The sequence below is a fragment of the Faecalibacillus faecis genome (assembly GCF_003024675.1).
Taxonomy (GTDB): domain Bacteria; phylum Bacillota_I; class Bacilli_A; order Erysipelotrichales; family Coprobacillaceae; genus Faecalibacillus; species Faecalibacillus faecis.
On the sequence record NZ_PYLP01000007.1, the window covers coordinates 50,304 to 69,263 of the forward strand.

19 protein-coding genes are annotated in these 18,960 nt (G+C 30.5%); 4 read left to right on the top strand and 15 right to left on the bottom strand.

Features of this window, described 5'->3' with window-relative positions; translation table 11 throughout:
* Positions 1-2 precede the first annotated feature (2 nt).
* The 7 genes from murG to C7U55_RS07195 form a co-directional block, all read right to left on the bottom strand.
* Positions 3-1,079 (bottom strand): undecaprenyldiphospho-muramoylpentapeptide beta-N-acetylglucosaminyltransferase, encoded by a 1,077-nt coding sequence (gene murG, locus C7U55_RS07165; RefSeq protein ID WP_106987984.1) that lies wholly within the window; start codon positions 1,077-1,079, stop codon positions 3-5.
* Between the two features lie 141 nt (positions 1,080-1,220).
* The gene (locus C7U55_RS07170; protein WP_227212619.1) at positions 1,221-2,399 is read right to left on the bottom strand and encodes a HAMP domain-containing sensor histidine kinase; all 1,179 of its coding nucleotides are present in this window, start codon (positions 2,397-2,399) and stop codon (positions 1,221-1,223) included.
* 122 nt (positions 2,400-2,521) lie between these two features.
* Complete coding sequence (locus tag C7U55_RS07175) at positions 2,522-3,175, bottom strand: response regulator transcription factor (protein WP_048924441.1); 654 nt, start codon at positions 3,173-3,175, stop codon at positions 2,522-2,524.
* Between the two features lie 100 nt (positions 3,176-3,275).
* Positions 3,276-4,628 (bottom strand): phosphoglucosamine mutase, encoded by a 1,353-nt coding sequence (gene glmM / locus C7U55_RS07180; protein WP_048924440.1) that lies wholly within the window; start codon positions 4,626-4,628, stop codon positions 3,276-3,278.
* Between the two features lie 12 nt (positions 4,629-4,640).
* Complete coding sequence (locus tag C7U55_RS07185) at positions 4,641-6,044, bottom strand: CdaR family protein (protein ID WP_162297427.1); 1,404 nt, start codon at positions 6,042-6,044, stop codon at positions 4,641-4,643.
* Positions 6,037-6,849: a diadenylate cyclase CdaA gene (gene cdaA / locus C7U55_RS07190; protein WP_106987987.1), complete on the bottom strand. Its 813-nt coding sequence runs from the start codon at positions 6,847-6,849 to the stop codon at positions 6,037-6,039. The genes C7U55_RS07185 and cdaA overlap by 8 nt, the downstream gene beginning before the upstream one ends.
* A gap of 162 nt (positions 6,850-7,011) precedes the next feature.
* On the bottom strand, positions 7,012-7,302 hold the full coding sequence (locus tag C7U55_RS07195; protein ID WP_106987988.1) for an MFS transporter: 291 nt from the start codon (positions 7,300-7,302) through the stop codon (positions 7,012-7,014).
* 54 nt (positions 7,303-7,356) lie between these two features.
* On the opposite strand from C7U55_RS07195, the gene C7U55_RS07200 reads away from it, so the two are divergent.
* Positions 7,357-7,878, top strand: a complete 522-nt coding sequence (locus C7U55_RS07200) for a hypothetical protein (protein ID WP_106987989.1) — start codon at positions 7,357-7,359, stop codon at positions 7,876-7,878.
* A 9-nt stretch (positions 7,879-7,887) separates the two neighbouring features.
* Here C7U55_RS07200 and typA read toward each other — a convergent pair whose 3' ends face one another.
* The 6 genes from typA to C7U55_RS07230 all read right to left on the bottom strand — a co-directional run bounded on the left by typA (position 7,888) and on the right by C7U55_RS07230 (position 13,992).
* On the bottom strand, positions 7,888-9,705 hold the full coding sequence (typA, locus tag C7U55_RS07205) for a translational GTPase TypA (RefSeq protein ID WP_106987990.1): 1,818 nt from the start codon (positions 9,703-9,705) through the stop codon (positions 7,888-7,890).
* 105 nt (positions 9,706-9,810) lie between these two features.
* Positions 9,811-10,605 (bottom strand): Cof-type HAD-IIB family hydrolase, encoded by a 795-nt coding sequence (locus C7U55_RS07210; RefSeq protein WP_106987991.1) that lies wholly within the window; start codon positions 10,603-10,605, stop codon positions 9,811-9,813.
* 90 nt (positions 10,606-10,695) lie between these two features.
* Positions 10,696-11,676, bottom strand: a complete 981-nt coding sequence (locus tag C7U55_RS07215) for a PD-(D/E)XK nuclease family transposase (RefSeq protein WP_106987992.1) — start codon at positions 11,674-11,676, stop codon at positions 10,696-10,698.
* A gap of 69 nt (positions 11,677-11,745) precedes the next feature.
* On the bottom strand, positions 11,746-12,909 hold the full coding sequence (locus tag C7U55_RS07220; RefSeq protein WP_106987993.1) for a MalY/PatB family protein: 1,164 nt from the start codon (positions 12,907-12,909) through the stop codon (positions 11,746-11,748).
* A gap of 2 nt (positions 12,910-12,911) precedes the next feature.
* Positions 12,912-13,757, bottom strand: coding sequence for a DUF3737 family protein (locus C7U55_RS07225; RefSeq protein ID WP_106987994.1), 846 nt, complete (start codon positions 13,755-13,757; stop codon positions 12,912-12,914).
* Position 13,758: 1 nt separating this feature from the next.
* Positions 13,759-13,992, bottom strand: a complete 234-nt coding sequence (locus C7U55_RS07230; protein WP_106987995.1) for a hypothetical protein — start codon at positions 13,990-13,992, stop codon at positions 13,759-13,761.
* Positions 13,993-14,121: 129 nt separating this feature from the next.
* Between C7U55_RS07230 and C7U55_RS07235 the strand changes: the two genes are divergently transcribed.
* The 3 genes from C7U55_RS07235 (at position 14,122) to C7U55_RS07245 (ending at position 15,912) form a co-directional block, all read left to right on the top strand.
* A complete protein-coding gene (locus C7U55_RS07235) occupies positions 14,122-15,009 on the top strand; it encodes a LysR family transcriptional regulator (protein ID WP_106987996.1) in 888 nt (295 codons plus the stop codon).
* Between the two features lie 64 nt (positions 15,010-15,073).
* Positions 15,074-15,532, top strand: a complete 459-nt coding sequence (locus tag C7U55_RS07240; RefSeq protein WP_204638412.1) for a prepilin-type N-terminal cleavage/methylation domain-containing protein — start codon at positions 15,074-15,076, stop codon at positions 15,530-15,532.
* Entirely contained in the window at positions 15,517-15,912 is a 396-nt protein-coding gene (locus C7U55_RS07245) for a hypothetical protein (protein WP_106987998.1), read from the top strand. The genes C7U55_RS07240 and C7U55_RS07245 overlap by 16 nt, the downstream gene beginning before the upstream one ends.
* Before the next feature lie 476 nt (positions 15,913-16,388).
* On the opposite strand, the gene C7U55_RS07250 is transcribed toward C7U55_RS07245, so the two are convergent.
* Positions 16,389-17,828, bottom strand: a complete 1,440-nt coding sequence (locus tag C7U55_RS07250) for a glycoside hydrolase family 1 protein (RefSeq protein ID WP_106987999.1) — start codon at positions 17,826-17,828, stop codon at positions 16,389-16,391.
* 620 nt (positions 17,829-18,448) lie between these two features.
* Entirely contained in the window at positions 18,449-18,769 is a 321-nt protein-coding gene (locus tag C7U55_RS14240; RefSeq protein WP_204638414.1) for an RNA-guided endonuclease TnpB family protein, read from the bottom strand.
* Positions 18,770-18,960: the final 191 nt, after the last annotated feature.

Below are 18,960 nucleotides of genomic sequence, written 5' to 3' on the forward strand. Positions count from 1 at the left end.
AATTATTTTCCTAACATATCCACAATCACTCGATACATATCTTCAAGAGCGTTTGGTTTTCCTAATTTTTTTGCGTTTTCTTTTAAAACATTTAAACGACTTTCATCATTAATAATTGCATCAATTGTAGAAATCAATTTTTCACCTGTTAAATCCTTTTCTAAAATCATATCTGCCGCTTGATTATTGACAAGTTCCCTAGCATTATATTCTTGATGATTTGCAGAGACATAAGGACTTGGAATCAAGATTGCTGGAACGCCTAAAGCGGTTAATTCAGCAAGGGTACTTGCACCCGCACGAGAAACGATTAAATCAGTAATATGCATTAAGGATGGCATATCATTTACATAAGGAACAATATGCACATTTTCATTTTCATAAGCTTTCATTGATTCATAATAAGGTTTTCCTGATACATAAACCACTTGATAATCTTTTCCTTTAAATTGATCCATGCATTCTTTCATTGTTTGGTTCACTGTTTGTGATCCTAATGACCCCATAACAATTGTAACAACCTTTTTTTGACGATCTAAATGGTATTCATCGTAGACATCCTTAGGTTGTTCATGAACAATCACACTGGCACGAGGATTTCCCAAAAGAAGGGTTTTTTCTTTTGGAAATTCTTGATAAGCTTTTTGATAACAACAAACAATTTGATCTACTTTTTTAATTAAAATCTTATTTGTAAGACCAATAATTGAATTTTGTTCATGGATCATGGTTTTGATTTTTAAACCAAAGGCAGCTTGAACAGCTGAAGCACTTGGGTAGCCCCCAAAACCAACAACAATATCAGGATTAAATTTCTTAATTGTTTTTTTTGCATGTCCAATAGAGCATACAAATAATAAAGCAGCATGCGCTTTCTTTAAAGGATTTCCAACAAGTCCTTTAACATTAAGTCCTACATAATCATAACCAAGTTGTGGAACAACTTGTGATTCTAAACGATCTTTTGTCCCAATGAATAGGAACTGAGAATCAGGTTCTTGTTTTTTTATATATTCAACTAAGGCAAGAGCAGGATAAAGATGCCCTCCTGTTCCTCCCGCAGCAACGACGACTTTCATTTCATTTCACTCCTTATTCTTATTCTTAATTATACTCTAATTTTTTAGAATATGAAATAACTACAGTGCATTAAATAGTGCCACTATTTTCTAAAAAAATCAAGATTGAAATAAAAATTTCCAAATATTTCTATTTGGAAATTATTTATGTATTACAAAGCTGACACCATCTTTTCTATTAAGTGCTTCTACTTTAAAGCCATACATTGTTACTGTCTTATAAACAATAGATAATCCTAAACCAAATTGTCCTTTATGTCCAATTTCATAAGGTTGAAATAATGACTCAGGATTTGAATTATCAATGGGCTCTCCATCGTTAAAGATTTCTAAATATTGATTTTTTAAAATAACTTTGATTGTATGATTTACATAACGCGAAGCATTTTCAATAATATTTTCAATACAAATACGCCAATATTCTTCATCACCTTTAAAATAAGTATCTTGAAGTTCAGTAATAATTTCAATATCTGGATGCATTGCATTTAACTGATAAACAATATGTTCGATAAGTTCTTTCATAGAACATACTTCATCACCAACCTGCCCACTTAAATAATCCAATCGATTTAAATAAAGTAAACTTCTTACTTTCTTTTCCAAGCGGTTCGTATTCTCCAAAATAACATCAACGGAAGAATCTTTATCTCCATAAGGATAAACATCATCTTTGATACTTTGTGCATAGGTTTGAATTAAAGCAATTGGTGTCTTCAAATCATGAGAAATATTATGAATCATTTCTTCTTTAATTTCATTTTGTTTATCAATTTCTTCTTTCATCTCAATAAGTGAAGAAGAAACGATACCTATTTCATCTCGTCGATCAATATGTAATGTACTTTCTTTATCTTCTTTAATATCATCAATATAATTCTTAATAAGCTTTAATGGTTTTATTAAAGAAGAAACCCAAATAAATAAAACAAGGGCAATAACGAATAGAGCACCATAAAAAATATTAATAACTTGTCCTTTCAAACTATTAATAAGTGTTTTTGAATACTCGCTATAAACGATTGAAATAATATAATTGTCACTGTCTGCCCTAGCAATTTGATAATAGATTGTTTTATCATTCATTTTTACTTTTGCTTGAAGTTTCTTTTTATTTTTTTTGATCACCTTTAAAAGATCATCTTGAAAAGCATAATCTAATACTTGAAATTTCTTAGCTGATATTTTTTGAGAAGAACGTAACGTATCTTCACTAACACAATAAGTAAAATGATATATTTGTTTTTCAGAATCTAATGCATCTGGCGAAAAATCATAAGAATAGAAATCATTTTGTGAACGCGTTAAAACATCATACATTTCATTATCCATAATATGTGTGAGGTTATTATCAATCAAAGGCAATAGTATCGCTAGAATACTTATTGCGATGATTGAAAATATAATAATAAGCTGCTTTTGTAACGAATATTTTGTAAGCATTAATCTAAACGATAGCCAAAGCCATAAATTGTACGAATGTTAATTTCTGGCATTTTTTTACGCAAACGGCGAAGTGTATCGTCTACTACACGATCACTTCCAAAGTAATTTTCATCCCACACTTTTGATAAAACTTGTTCACGAGAAATCGCAAGGCCTTTATTATTTAAAAAATACACAAGTAAATCATATTCTTTTGTTGTTAAAATAACTTCATTATTATGATAGAATACACGTCTTTTTTCTAAATCAACATCATAACCATCTATTTGTATTTTTGATGGATTATCATAAGCTCTTTTTAATAAATTATTAATTCTTAAAATAACTTCTTTAATATTAAAAGGCTTTGTAATATAATCATCCGATCCTTTTTCTAAACCAATAATACGATCGAACTCTTGGTCTCTTGCCGACATAAAGATAATTGGCATTTTAGGCTTTGATGCTTTAATTTCATTAAACAATTCAAAACCACTAGCCTTATCCAACATAATATCTATCAGCCATAAATGGACATCATCATCTTTATGAAGTAAAGCTTCATCATACGTATAAAAAGAACAAACACTATATCCTTCTTTTTCTAAATAGGTTCTTACTAAATCATTTAAATTCTTTTCATCATCTATAATATTAATCTTAAATAACATTTTTTCTTCACCCCATCTTTATTCATACCATTTTTATTATGTCCATTATATAGAAAATATTGCCATAATCTATGGCAATATTTTGTGAGAATATGTGATTTTAGTGTTTGATAATAAATCCTTGTTCTCTCATTTTTGAGATAATATAATCAACAGATTCTAAACACTTTTCGTTTGTATTTGCTTCAACCATAACACGTACAACTGGTTCAGTTCCAGATTCACGTACTAAAACACGTCCTTCATCACCTAATTTTGCTTCAACTTCTTTAATTGCTTCTTGCACTTTAGGATCATTTTGTGCTTCTTTTTTATCTCTAACGTAAACATTTTTCATTAATTGAGGATAGATAGTCACTGGTTCTACTAATTGAGCAAGTGTTTTCTTGCTTTCAATAACAGCTTCCATGATTTTTAATGATGTTAAAATACCATCACCTGTTGTTGCATGTTTAGAGAAAATGATATGTCCTGATTGTTCTCCACCAATACAATGACCATTTTTTACCATGTTTTCATTAACATATTTATCTCCAACAGCTGTTTTTTCGTATTTAATACCTTCTTTGTCTAATGCTTTATATAAACCTAAGTTAGACATAATTGTTGTAACAATTGTATTGTTTGATAATTCACCATGTTCTTTTAAGTATTTACCACAAACATAAAGAATTAAATCACCATCGATTACACGACCAAATTCATCAACAGCTAAACAACGATCAGCATCTCCATCGTAAGCAAAACCAATATCTAAACCTTTTGATTTTACAAGTTCTTGTAAAGATTCAATATGAGTTGATCCACAGTTTGTATTAATATTTAAACCATCTGGTTCACTATGAATCACATAAGTCTTTGCACCTAAAGCATCAAAAACACTTTTTGCAAGATTAGAGCTTGCCCCATTAGCACAATCTAATCCAACTCGAATATTTTTAAAAGCACGTGTAGGAATAGACATCAAATATCCCAAATATCTATTTCTTCCAACTGAGTAATCTGTTGCACAACCAATTCCATCTTTTGTTGCAAAAGGAATTTCATCAACTTCACCATCAATATATTTTTCAATTAAGTCTTCAACTTTAGCATCCATTTTATGACCATTAGCATCTAAAACTTTGATTCCATTATCATAATAAGGATTGTGTGAAGCAGATATCATGATTCCGCAATCAAATCCATCAGTTCTTGTAATATAAGCAACACTTGGTGTTGTTGTTACGTGCATTAAGGAAACATCAGCACCACTTGCTGTAAGTCCAGCAACAAGAGCATATTCAAGCATATATGAACTTCTTCTTGTATCTTTCCCAATAACAACTTGTGCATGGTCTTTATTTCGACCAAAATACCAACCTAAATAACGACCTACCTTATAGGCATGTTCTACTGTTAAAACTTTATTGGCTTCTCCTCTAAAACCATCTGTCCCAAAATATTTTCCCATTTTTAAAATCTCCTATTTTTTTATATTTACGCGAATTTGTTCATCGCTGTCTAAACGATAACTTAAGGTTGAATCACTTAATTCAACTTCAAGTTTGACATTATGGCGTCCTTTTTTCAATCCACCAACATTAGCATAAACTTTAATATCCTCATTTGTCAAGGCGTTTATACGCTCACTTGTTCCTGTTATGGTTAAATTACATGTATCTTGTGATAAAGTCACATTTCCGCTTTTTCCATTTTTTATATGAATAGGAATATCGACGAATTGTCTTTGAGCTGATGGAACAATAGATATTGTTCCATCTACTGTTGTAAAGGACATTTTATTGACATCAGAAACACTTAAAAGTTTCAAATCTTTAAATGTTTTTCCTTCTTCTAAATCACTAATATCTACTTTAACTTTAACATTTTCAATATCCTTTAATTTACTTTCATCACCATAGATTTTAACTTTATCTTTTGAGAAAGTCATCGAATCAACAGCATAACCTGTCGCAATTGTTCCTGTATATTCAGGGACAAGTGGAACTGATTTACTATAGTTTGAAAGTGAACAATCAACCTTGACAGTAGAAGGAATAACACTTACATCTAAAGCCTTACCACTTCTATCATATGCCTTAATCTTACATTTTTGTGTAAACGAATCGGTTACGCCTTTTAAATCAATAATTGCTTGAACAGAATAAACATTATCAATATTATCCTTCGACCCTCTTACTTCAACTTCACTATGTTCCATTGAATCCACAGAAACAGAGCTTTTAGAGATTAAGCTATCTTCATTTTTAAAATGATATCCTAAACTAAACGTTTTTGTTACCTTTTGTGATACTGTTACTGTGACTGTTTGAGGAACAATGAGAACTTCCAAGTTACTTGAAAAATTACGTGATTTTAATTCTACAGTTTGTTCACCTTCACCCACTCCTGAAAAATCAGCATAAACTTCATAATTTTTCATGAATTTTGTATTATAAATGTCTATCGATGGTCCAACTAATCCTACACTTACGGTTTCTGGCATACCAGCTACAACAAAATCATCTTGAAGATTTTCAATTTTCACCGGAACTGATTGAATATAATCTCCTGAATTCGGTGTTGAAAAAATACTATCAAAGTTTCCTCCATTGACTGTAAATAATAAGATTGTCGCTAGAATAAATGAAAGTATTTTTAAAGAAAGTCCTGATTGCAACATTTTATCTAAAGTGGAGTTAATAAAGTTCATCACTTTAATTGCCCCATTAACAAAGGATTCTCCTTTTGAATCAATTTCTGCATTGATCATTTGTGTTGTTAGATGCTTTTCTTCTAGTTTCTCTGGGTTTTCTTTTTCTTTTGAAATAAATTTTAAGAAAAAATCAGTTGTTGAATCACGATGTTCTTGATCTTTTTTACTCATCATCATCACCATCCTCATCTTCTGATTTAAACCATTCTAGTTCATTAACAAGACTTGCTCTTAATTCTTTTCTCGGAATTTTAATAAGTTCCCCTTTAATAGCAAAAGAAATCGTTCCCGTTTCTTCAGAAACAACAATTGTAAGAGAATCGGTGATTTCACTAATTCCTAAAGCCGCACGGTGTCTTGCCCCATAAATCGGTGAAAGATCACGTTGAGTCGGTGGGAAAAAGGCCGCTGCACAAACAATACGATCATCTCTAATAATGACAGCTCCATCATGTAAAGGTGTCCCTTCCCAAAATATCGTATTAAATAATTCAGATTTTATATCTGCATTAATTTTAGTACCCGTATTAATGTAATCAATTAATGATTGTCCTCTTTCAAAAGTAATCAAAGCTCCTGTTTGGGTTTCCGAAAGCTTTGTAACTGAATCAACAATTTCATCGAGCATATGTTCCTTTTGATCATTAGATAAATGATCCATATGATACTCTCTTTTCGTTTGTCCCATTTTTTCAAGTAAAGAACGAATTTCTGGCTGGAAAATAACAATGATGGCAATAATCCCCCACGTTAAAACCGTATCCACTAAATAAGACATTGTTGAAAGTCCTAAAACACTTGTGACTAATTTAATAAGTAAAATAATAAGAACACCTTTAAACAGTTGCATTGTTCTCATATTTTGTTTAAACATACTAATGCCTAAATATAAAATATACCACACTAACAACAAATCAATCAGTGTACGAATAATATTCATAATTAAAGAGAAGTTTACTTCTATACCTGTTAACATTCTATCGCCTACTTTCTTTAAATTTATTATACTTGATGTTTTTCATTTTATAAAGAAAAGATAGGTTTTTATTCAAAACCTACCTTTTCTTCTTTATTATTAATAAATCTTTAAATTCCTCAATATTAATTTTATAACCATGTTCTTTCTTTTTTAAAGCTTCTAAAACATCTTGATATCTTTTTTTGTAAGAGGATTTGTTATCATACAAATAATCGAAATAAGTAAACAAACACAGGTAACTCCTATAAATAAAACAGCAATTCCATGTTGTGTATATAAAGTTTGTGTAGCTTTTTGACCATTATAGCCTATCCAATCCATACAATTTCCTAAAATACTAACCCCTATAGCAGCGGCTATTTTTTGTGAAACAGTTGCCATTGAATAGAAAATACCATCTTTTCTAACATCGTTTATCAAACAATCCACTTCAACACAATCACTAATCATTGCATAAATCACTTGGTATAAAGCATTCAATCAACATATTATAAAATGATTCACATGACGGAAACCAAGTGTCAACTCATTACCAAAGCAAATCAAATCATGACAAATATGGTTTATGTCGAATATCGAGATGAAATAAAAATCATTAAAAGCGAACACATTTCTTTTAACAGTAATGAAATCACACAATATAAAATTTTAGGAGAACATATTAAATACAGAAGAAAACAAAACCATTCTTTAGGTCACGCCATTAGTGGGATGGTTGAATGGAAGAAGATGTTAGCCTCTGATAGAAAGAAAACTTTTTATCAATATTATTACACAATTTTAGATAATCAGTTAGAAAATGAAAATTATGATACCATTCCATCTGGTAATTATTTAGTTGTTTATCATAAAGGAACTTATGAAACATCTTATCAATCTTATCATCTCTTTTTAGATTATGCTAAAAAAAATCATCTCATATTAGATGATATTGCTTATGATGAAAGCTTAATCGATGAACTTATTGAAGCAAATCCTCAAAACTATATTACACAAATTAGTGTCAAATTTAAAAAAGAGCTCTAAAAAGAGCTCTTACGCATTATTTTTTCTATATTGTTGTCTTCTTTCGTTTTCAGTTAAATAGCGTTTTCTTAAACGAATATTTTCAGGTGTTACTTCAACAAGTTCATCTTCATTAATATAATCTAAACAAGATTCTAGATTAAATTGACGAGGTCTTTTTAAAACAACTGTTGAATCTTTTGATGATGAACGAGTATTTGTCATTTGTTTTCCTTTAGTAACATTAACTGTTAAATCATTATCTCTACTGTGTTCACCAACGATCATACCTTCATATACGTCAACACCAGGACCAACAAACATTACTCCACGGTCTTCAACACTTCCAAGTGAATAAGCTGTTGTTTGTCCACTATCAATTGAAATTAAAACACCTAAGTTTCTCTTACCAACTGTTTCACCTTCCATTGGACGATAGTCAATGAATGAGTGAGAAATAATTCCATATCCTTTTGTCATTGTTAAGAAATTTGTCATAAACCCAAATAAACCTCTTGATGGAATTGTATAAACAACACGTGTTTGTCCATCACGAGAATCCATTGTTTCTAAGACACCTCGACGATATCCAAGCGATTCAATAACAGCTCCAATACAATCATCAGGTGCTTCAATTGTTACTTCTTCATATGGCTCACAAATAACACCATCGATTTCTTTCATGATTGCTTTAGGTTTAGAAACTTGTAATTCATAACCTTCACGTCTCATATTTTCAATTAAGATAGATAGATGTAATTCTCCACGTCCAGAAACGATCCATTCTTCTTTATTTTGGATTCTTTCAATTTTTAAAGATACATCTCTATTTGTTTCTTTAAATAATCTTTCTTCAATTTGTCTTGCTGTCACAAATTTACCATCTTGTCCAGCAAATGGTGAGGTATTTGTACCAAAAACCATTTGAATTGTTGGTTCATCGACATGTAATAATGGTAAAGCTTCTTCTTGACCTGTTGTACAAACAGTTTCACCTACACCAATATCAGCAAGACCAGCAATGGCAACGATATCTCCTGCACTTGCTTCTTCAATTTCAATACGGTGTAAACCAATAAATCCATAAAGTTTTTGAATTCTAAATTGTGTGTGACTTCCATCAGCTCTTACACAAGTTACAGATTCATTAACATGAATTTTACCTCTTTGAATACGTCCAATTCCAATACGTCCTACATAATCATTATAATCTAATAAAGCTGGTTGGAATTGTAATGGCCCATCTACATCAACTAATGGTTCAGGGATTTCTTTGATAATCATATCAAATAAACAATCCATATTTGGTACTTGTGTTGAAATATCAGGATCTAAACTTGATGTTCCTTGTAAAGCTGAAGTATAGATTGTTGGGAATTCTAATTGGTCATCATCAGCACCTAATTCCATAAATAATTCTAAAACTTCATCCATAACTTCATCAATACGTGTTACAGGTCTATCTACTTTATTAATAACAACGATTGGTTTTACTTTAGCAGCTAATGCTTTCTTTAATACGAAACGTGTTTGTGGCATTGTTCCTTCATAAGCATCTACTACTAATAAAACACCATCTACCATGTTCATGATACGTTCTACTTCTCCACCAAAGTCAGCATGACCTGGTGTGTCCATGATATTGATTCGATAATCTTTATAATTAATTGCTGTATTTTTAGCAAGAATTGTAATTCCTCTTTCTCTTTCAAGGGCATTGCTATCCATAGCACGTTCGTTGATTTGTTCACGATCTTCTAATGTTCCAGATAGCTTTAATAATTGATCTACTAATGTTGTTTTTCCATGGTCTACATGGGCAATAATCGCTATATTTCTAATATTCATACGCTACTCTCCCTTCAATAACTTCCTCATTATATCACAATAATTTCAATTGTCATTATTTATTTTAATATGTCAAAAACAATTTTCAATGTAAGAGTTTACACTTTATTTTTGACTCAAAACTTCTTTTTTTATAACTTCTAATACACCTTGATGATCATTACTTTTTGCAATACCATAAGCAATATCTTTAATCCGTGGTACTGCATTAGCCATGGCATAACTATATTTAACAGATTTTAATAAAGTATAATCATTCATTTGATCACCAAAAGCCATACATTCTTCTGGTTTAATATCCAATTCTCTTTGTAAGAGTTTTATAGCAACACCTTTATTAATATCCTCGTTTTGAATATCAATCCATTCATTACCAGAAGTTGTTGCTTTAACACCTTTATCTAAACCACAAGCAATATCATCTGCATAACGAATGATTTGATGATTTGGATCATAAATAGCAATCTTCATAATTTCATCATCAATATCATCATAACTCTCTACGAATTGGTAATTACAATAATACGTGCGTACCACAGGTTCTAAATGTTTAAATTCATTTAAACAATAAGCACTTTTAACCCCACATAAAATCATATTCAATTCTGGATGAGATTCTACTAATTGAATCACCGCTTGTACTTGTTCTTTTTTTAACGTATTTGTTGCAATCAATTTTGCTCCCTTAGCAATATAACTTCCATTTTCTCCTATGAAATACATTTCATTAGAAATCGGTAAAAATTTTTGATACAAACGGAAATATTGATTTCCTGATGCAATCACAAATTTTATTTTTCTTTTTCTAAGTTCCTCAAAAATATCAAAAAATTCCATAGAAAATCTTTTAGATGAATCTAAAAAAGTTCCATCCATGTCTGTCGCAATTAATTTAATCATTAACTTATCCCCTTTATCTTCAAAAACATATTAAAGAAATATGATTTATTTTTCAATAAAAACAAAAAGAAAAGTACGATTTTTCGCACCTTACTTACCTATTACTTGTTTTATTTCATCTAAGCTCTTATCTTCAAAAAGAAGTTCTAAGATTTCATCATATTGTTTCTCTGTGAGATTTTCCAACCAACTTATATCTTCATTTGGGTATTTCTTTTGATAGAATTTTACGACTTGTACTTTGATCTTTTCTCTTTTTTCTTCCAATGCCTTTATTTTCTCTTCTTCCGCATTTTTTGCTTTTTCTAGTGCTTTTGATTTTTCTTCTTCTGCACTTTGTAACGCTTCCACTACTTTTTCATAGTTTCTTTGTTTTGCCTTTTGTTGGCTTTGAAATTTTGCGATGGCTAGTGCTTCATCTTTTAAGTCGTCATTTTCCATGAATTTATCATATTTTTTCTTCATGATTCTCCCCACCTTTGTCAGGTTTATTCTATCACATTCATTCCCTTTTTCAATTAAATTGACAATCTCTTCTAATTCATTTAAGTTTTCTTCTCCCTTTTCTTCAATAATTCGATTAATTTCTTTCATAAAGACAAAATACATATAGATCAAACTTCTTTGATTATCATGATATTTATTCCCTGTGTTACTAAATTCTCTCACCAATTCATGATATTCTTTATCATATTCATGATAGAGTACGATTTGATAAAACGGTTTAAGTTGATTGTAGTCATCTCCTTCTTCTATCTGCATAGCAATATTTTTACAGGCATAATATTGAAATCTCTTGAAGACATTTTCAAAATCATCATAAGCTTGGATTTCAATATTGACAGTTTCTCCTTCACTTGTTTTTACTCTTACATCCAAAACCGCTCTTTTTTCACGATAATGACTAGGAAGTAATTCTGTATTTTTTACATACAGTTCTTTACATTTTAAAGGCGTTACTGCTTCGATAATTGTTTTTAATAAATACATACACTCTTGATCTTCATTGTTGTAGACAAAATATTTAAATAATAGGTCGTTATAAAATGGGATATTCTTTTCTTTGTCCATACTTTTTCCTCCTACTCGTATATTCGTCACTTCTTTCCGTTTTTTCTTCAAAAAAATAAAAAAAAGGATTTATTTGTTTTGATACAAATAAATTCCTTCTTTAAAACGATTCAAGCCATCTTTTAATCTTTCAAATGGGCAAGCAACATTCATACGAATAAAAGCTTTTCCATTTTCACCATATTCAAGACCATCACTTACGTAAAGTCCTGTTTTTTCTCTTATAAAAGATGTAAGTTCAACACTATCCATACATACTTTATGACAATCAATCCATAAAAGATATGTCGCTTCTGTAGGGACTACATAAACATCATTCATTTCTTTTTGAATGAATGAAATCGCATAATCTTTATTTTTTTGAATATATTGGTTTAATTCATTAAGCCAATCTTCACTTTGATTAAAAGCTGCCTTTGTTGCACAAATTGCAAAACTATTTGGTTCCGCTACTTCATCCGTATTAATTCCACGATTAACTTTATGTCTTAATACCTCATTTGCTACAACAATACATGCCGTTTGCATTCCTGCCATATTAAAAGCTTTGGTTGGCGCAATACACATAATTGTATTTTCTAAATTTGTTTTTGAAACAGAAGCAAAAGGAATATATTCCTTTTGAGGATTCGTAATATCACAATGAATTTCATCACTTAAAACAGTAACGTGATGTTTCGCACACAAATCACCAATTTTTTGTAAAGTTTCTTTATCCCAGATTTTTCCAATAGGATTATGAGGATTACAGAAAATCATTAATGTTGTTTGACTTAAAGCAAGTTTTCTTTCTAAGTCTTCAAAATCAATATGATATTCTTTACCATCAAAAACAAGATCACTTGATAAAACATGTCTTCCATTATTTAAAATAGAATTATAAAAGATATTATAAACCGGTGACATAATCAAGACATTTTCACCAACTGTTGTCACTTTTCTTACTACCGAAGAAATAGCAGGAACAACACCTGTGACAAACATCATCCATTCTTTTTTCATATAAAAATGATGTCGTCTTTCCCACCAATTTTGATAAGCTTCAAAATAATCATCAGGTACCGTATTATAACCAAAGATTTTATGATCCACTCTTTTATGTAAAGCATTAATAATTGCAGGTGCTGTTTCAAAGTCCATGTCTGCTACCCACATAGGCAGTTCATTTTCTTTTACATCCCATTTATATGAATTTGTATTAAAACGATTGGTTATCTTTGAAAAATCATACATATTTACATCTCCTTTAATTGAATCATTGTTTGACTTGGATCCACAATTTGATCATCAATAATCATTTCACCAATACTCTGTGCACTAATTTTACCAGAAATAGGATTTGTAATACTATCAATATGACTTACAATTTGTGCATCAATATCTTTACAGAATTCAAAAGCTAGAGTGGTATTAATTAATTTACAATTAACCATCTTTAATCCTTCGATATAACATAATCCTTGTAAACTTTCAATTGTGCAATTCACAAAAGTAATATTTTTCGTATTCCATGCTAGATATTCACCAATAATTACTGAATCATAAACCGTTACATTTTCACAATTCCAAAAAGCATCTTTTGAAACAAGTTTAGAATTTCTAACAGTAATATTCTTACCACCATCAAAGCAATAATTTCCTGATAAATTCAAACCATCAATTTCAATATTTTCACTATTCATTCCAAAGTAATCACCTTTAGCAACCACATTTTGTAACTTAATATCTTGACATTTCCATAAAGTTTCTTGAGCATTGACCATATTGACATTTTCCAAAGAAATATGTGTTCCTCTTCTAAAAGTCTTAGGAGCATCAATGACACTATTTTTAATATTAATATGATGAGTATACCAAATACCAGATCTTGCCGTTTCAAGTAAGGTACTGTTTTTTAAATTCACATGGTTGCAATACCATAAAGGATATTTCCATTTAAAAATACTTCCACTAATATCTAAATGATCACTTTCTTTTAAAGGAGATTCTCCATCTGCAAAAACACTATCTTCTACTTTTAAATCATGACTTTTAAATAAAGCTCTTTCTCCTTTTAAATAAGCTTGTTTAACTAATTCCATTCTACTCTTCCTCCATTTTTTTCTTTAATGAATAAATCAAATAATCTAAACAATCTATTTTCTTTTGTTCTTCATGTAATTTATCTAATAAACAACAACGATGACACTGTAATGATTTGATGAGCATTTTTAAATCATCGTTATTATATTTTTTGATACACTGTGTAATAAGTTCCTCATCACAACCAGCATCCTTTAAATTCATAATTAAATCTTCAACGATTTCCTTTTTCATAGCTTTCACCACTTTCCTTTATTATTGTAATTCTTTGTCCTTGTATTATCAAATACCTATAACAAATACATTTCTATACTTGTAAGGCATAATAAGAAGTTTTAAAATAAAAACAAAGGATGTGAAATCATGGAATTTAGACTTTTACAATATTTTCTTGCTATTGCAAGAGAGGAAACAATTTTAAAAGCAGCAGAAAGCTTACATGTTACCCAACCAACTTTATCAAGACAGATGAAAGAACTTGAAGATCATTTACAAAAACAGCTTTTCATTCGTGGTAATCGTAAGATTACTTTAACGGAAGAAGGTATTTTGCTTCGCCAACGTGCTGAAGAAATTGTCAGTTTGGTTGAAAAAACAGAAAGTGAAATTATGTTATTCGATGAAACCTTAAGTGGTGAAGTCTGTATTGGCAGTGGAGAATCCTTAGGTATCGAAATCATTTGTAAAGCCATTCAACGCGTACAAGAAAACTATCCACGTATCCAATTTCATTTATTTAGTGGTAATGAACAAGATGTAACAGATCGTCTTGAAAAAGGTTTGATTGATTTTGGGGTGATTATTGAACCTGCTAATATTTATAAATATAATCATTTATCTTTACCTTATCAAGACTTATGGGGAATCTATATAAAGAAAGAACATCCTCTTGCTTTAAAAGAATCGATTACTCCTCAAGATTTAATTGATGTTCCTCTTCTTTGTTCCTCACAAGAATTAAAATATAAACAAATAGAAAACTGGGCCAATTCTTATTTTTCTAAATATCATATTATTGCAACCTATAACCTAATTTATAATGCCAGTATTCTAACAAAGGAATGTAATGGAGCTGTGATTTCTTTAAAAAATCTCATTGATACAAGTAATGAAAGTTCTTTGTGTTTTAGACCCCTTGAGCCACAAATCACTTCATCACTTGCCTTTATTTGGAAAAAATATCGTGTTCTTTCAAAAACTGCACATTATTTCTTAAAAGTGTTAGAAGAAGAAATAAAAAAAAGCTCATAAATACCCACAAATTAATAAAAATATGACAAAGTAAAATAAATCATTCATTAAATAAGGGATGTCTATGAAAAGAAAAAATAAAGGATTTTCTCTTGTAGAAATAATAGTAGTTCTTCTAATTATCGCTATTCTTGCAGCTATCGCTATTCCAGCTTGTCAAGGACACCTTGAAGAAAGTCGCGAATCGCGTGATCTCATCAACGTTCGTGCGGTTTGTACAGATATCATTGCTATGGGAAAAACAGGATATAAAACAGATATTGTAAGAGAAGTAGACCTTACACAAAAGAAAGACGATTGGCAAGCTTTTGATTTTGTAACTATTGCTGGTATTACGCATAAGAAATCAGATGGTGAAACTGATAATTGGAAAGGAAGTAAGACAGAAGAATCCACTATTGATTTTTCATCAGGTTTACATAGTGCATTAAATAATAGCGGTCTATTAGACAATGACCTTAAAAATAAAACTTTTTTGAAATTGATTCGAAGTGTGATGGTTCAACAATGGTTCCAAAATTAAAAGAACAGATTGAAAATAAGAGTTTATTAAACCATGGTACATGGGCCTATTATGGAAATCCAAAAAAAGTATCTGAAATATATTTATTTTGGACTTCAGTTGATACAGATAAAGTCGGTGCTAACAAACAAATCCCTGTCATTATTAGTACAGCTGATGGAAAATTCTACATTTCATCATCAACGACTGCACGAAAACAAAAAAGTAGTGCTTATAAACCATATATAGCGATTGCTCCAACCGATAAAGGTAATTCTAGTCAATATAAACCATACATAGCTGGAAATGAACCATTCAATACACTTGAAGATGCTTATAAAGCTTATGCTGATGTTGTAAAAAATGATTATCCTAATTACAAAGATACTTTACCACAATAGTAATAATAATCACGCCTAAAAGATGTGGTATGTACTCCCAAAGTCTTCACTTACCGAAACCTGATAGCTCCAACGCCTTTACTGGCTAGGATTGTAACAAAATAAGCAGTCAAAAATAGAAAAAGAACAATGAAACAGCAAAAGCTGAAACATTGTTCTTTTTTATTATATAATTTATATATGGAAAACAAAATTCTACAACAAAATAATTATAACGCATTACAACTGTCTTTGACAATAGATTTAGGTGTTAAATTGATGAAGATGACGTATTTGTTTCTTTCCCAAGGGTACTATAAGGAATGAATCTATCTAAATATTATCTCCTTGATTCCTATTTCTAGCTGTTAGGCTATTTTTGGTTTATCACTTGAGGCTTTTTGCTTAGCGCCAAAGCTATAGAGTTACCACACGCAAGCACGTGATATTAATTTTATAACAAAGTAATAAAAGAGCTCAATTGAGCTCTTTTACTATTATTTTAAATCTTCTCCATTTGTTTCGATAACTTTTTTATACCAATAGAAAGATTCTTTTCTTCTTCTCGCAAAATCTCCTGTACCATCATCATATCTTTCTACAAAGATAAAACCGTAGCGTTTTGCCATTTCTCCAGTTGAAGCAGAAACTAAATCAATACATCCCCAAGGTGTATATCCTTTTAAATCAACACCATCTAAAACAGCTTCATGCATTTGTTCAATATGACTTCTTAAATAATCAATACGATAGCTATCTCTTACTTTACCATCTTCATCAATTGTATCATAAGCCCCTAACCCATTTTCTACAACAAAGATAGGTAATTGATAACGATCATAAATTTCATTTAATGAGTATCTTAAACCTACTGGATCAATCTGCCATCCCCAGTCAGATGCTTTTAAGTATGGATTAGGAACTCCACCTAAGATATTTCCTTTTCCACCTTCTTTTGTTTTATCAGCAGTTTGACAGTTTGACATATAATAAGAACATGTATAGAAATCTACTGGACCAGTTGCAAGAATTTCTTCATCTCCTTCTTCCATTTTAATTTCAATATTATTTTCTTTAAAATATCTCTTTATGTAGTTTGGATATTTACCACGACATTGAACATCACTGCAAAACCAGTTCATTAGATGATTCTTTTGTTGATTTTCAATTTGATCATTTGGATTGCATGTAAGACCATAACTTGTAGCCATGATTTGCATACATCCTACTTGATAGTTTGGATCAATTTCATGTGCCATTTTTACTGCTAAAGCACTTGCTATAAATTGATGATGTAATCCTTGGAAACGGTTTTGAGGAACATCTACTTGATCCATAAATTCCATTTCTTTAATCTCATTTAAAATACCTTGTCCTAAAAATGCTCCCATTGCTGTTGTTGCACTATTGATTTCATTAAATGTTAGCCAATATTTTACTTTTCCCTTATAGCGAGTAAAAATAGCTCTACAGAAATTTAAGTAACAATCAATCATACGACGATCTACCCACGAATTCCATTTTTTTGTTAAGTTAAATGGTACTTCATAGTGAGAAATTGTAATGAGTGGTTCAATACCATATTTTAAACATTCATCTATTAATTCTTCATAGAATTTTAAACCTGCTTCATTAGGTTTGTCTTCATCACCATTTGGGAAAATACGTGTCCATGCAATAGAAAAACGATACATTTTAAATCCCATTTCCGCAAATAACGCAATATCTTCTTTAAAACGATGATAATGATCAATCGCATCATGACTTGGATAGAATGTCCCTTCTTCTAATACTGGTGTAATTCTTTTGCTTTTTGTAGCAGTTCCGCCTGTACAAATATCCGGACAAGAAATACCTTTACCACCTTCTTGCCAGCCTCCTTCTAATTGGTTTGCAGCTGTTGCTCCACCCCAATAAAATCCTTTTGGAAAACTCATTTTTCTTCCTCCTTGTTTTGATATACAAAATTTCAAAGTCATTATAGCTTATCCTTTGAAAAAACGCTTACTTTTTTCAGTATTGTAAAATCACTTGACAAATACAAACAGTGAATCTTAATCCACCTCACTTGTTTTCTTTACAACGACCGAATACTTTGATTTCTTTCCTTCATACATCAATTTATCAGCTTTCTTAATTGCAGCATTGACTTTTGAATTTACATAAATGACCCAACAGTAATTGATAATGATAAATCTTAATAAAAGACCACTTCTCACATAAACTGAAATCTATGCGAATTAAATAACATATGGTAATTTTATGAAAATATACAAGCAAAATTATTGGTGAATAACAATCATGAGAAAGGTGGTCTTTCACTTAAATCTTTATAATCATCTACTTTTGTTTGTTTTACACATTCCCTAATTTGATACAAACGACTTGTAAAAGCATCGTAATAAATATCTTGGAAAATAATTGACACTCCCCATGTCTAAAGACAGGGGATTCTTGCTACCTGCCAACATCGTTGGCTGACCAGTTCATTTTTGATAGGTCGCAGTGCAAGATAGGGGTATGCCATTACCCTTCCTAGAGCAGAACCTATAGTTCTCTAGGCAGTATATCTGTTACCAATATACTCAGTTGAGTTGTATATATTTATAGTTCCTAGCAGATCTCTGTGTGTATGATATCCACATCTGCACGTATATTTTCTGTCATTTGCATGATGAACACTTCCACATATCGGACAGATCTGACTTGTATACGCTGGATCTACATACTCAACTTTTATGCCTGCCAGTTTTGCTTTGTATTCTATAAATGTAGCTAGTCTATAGAACGACCATGTATGCAGGCTATGATTGTTTTTTCGACTTGTTCTTGTCGTAGAACGTATGTTTTGAAGACGCTCTAATTTGATTACTGATATATCATAAGTCCTGCTTTAATTGAGTGTTTCATTTTTTAACCACTTTTCATCAGTTATAACACAAACCTATAAAAAAAATAAAAAAAAGACCAAATGGCCTTCAGATAAATTCTACAAGTCTTGTACAAATTTCAGAATGTTGTTGTCAAAAAAATATTTAAGGAAGAAAAACCTGTTCATGACTTGTCTAC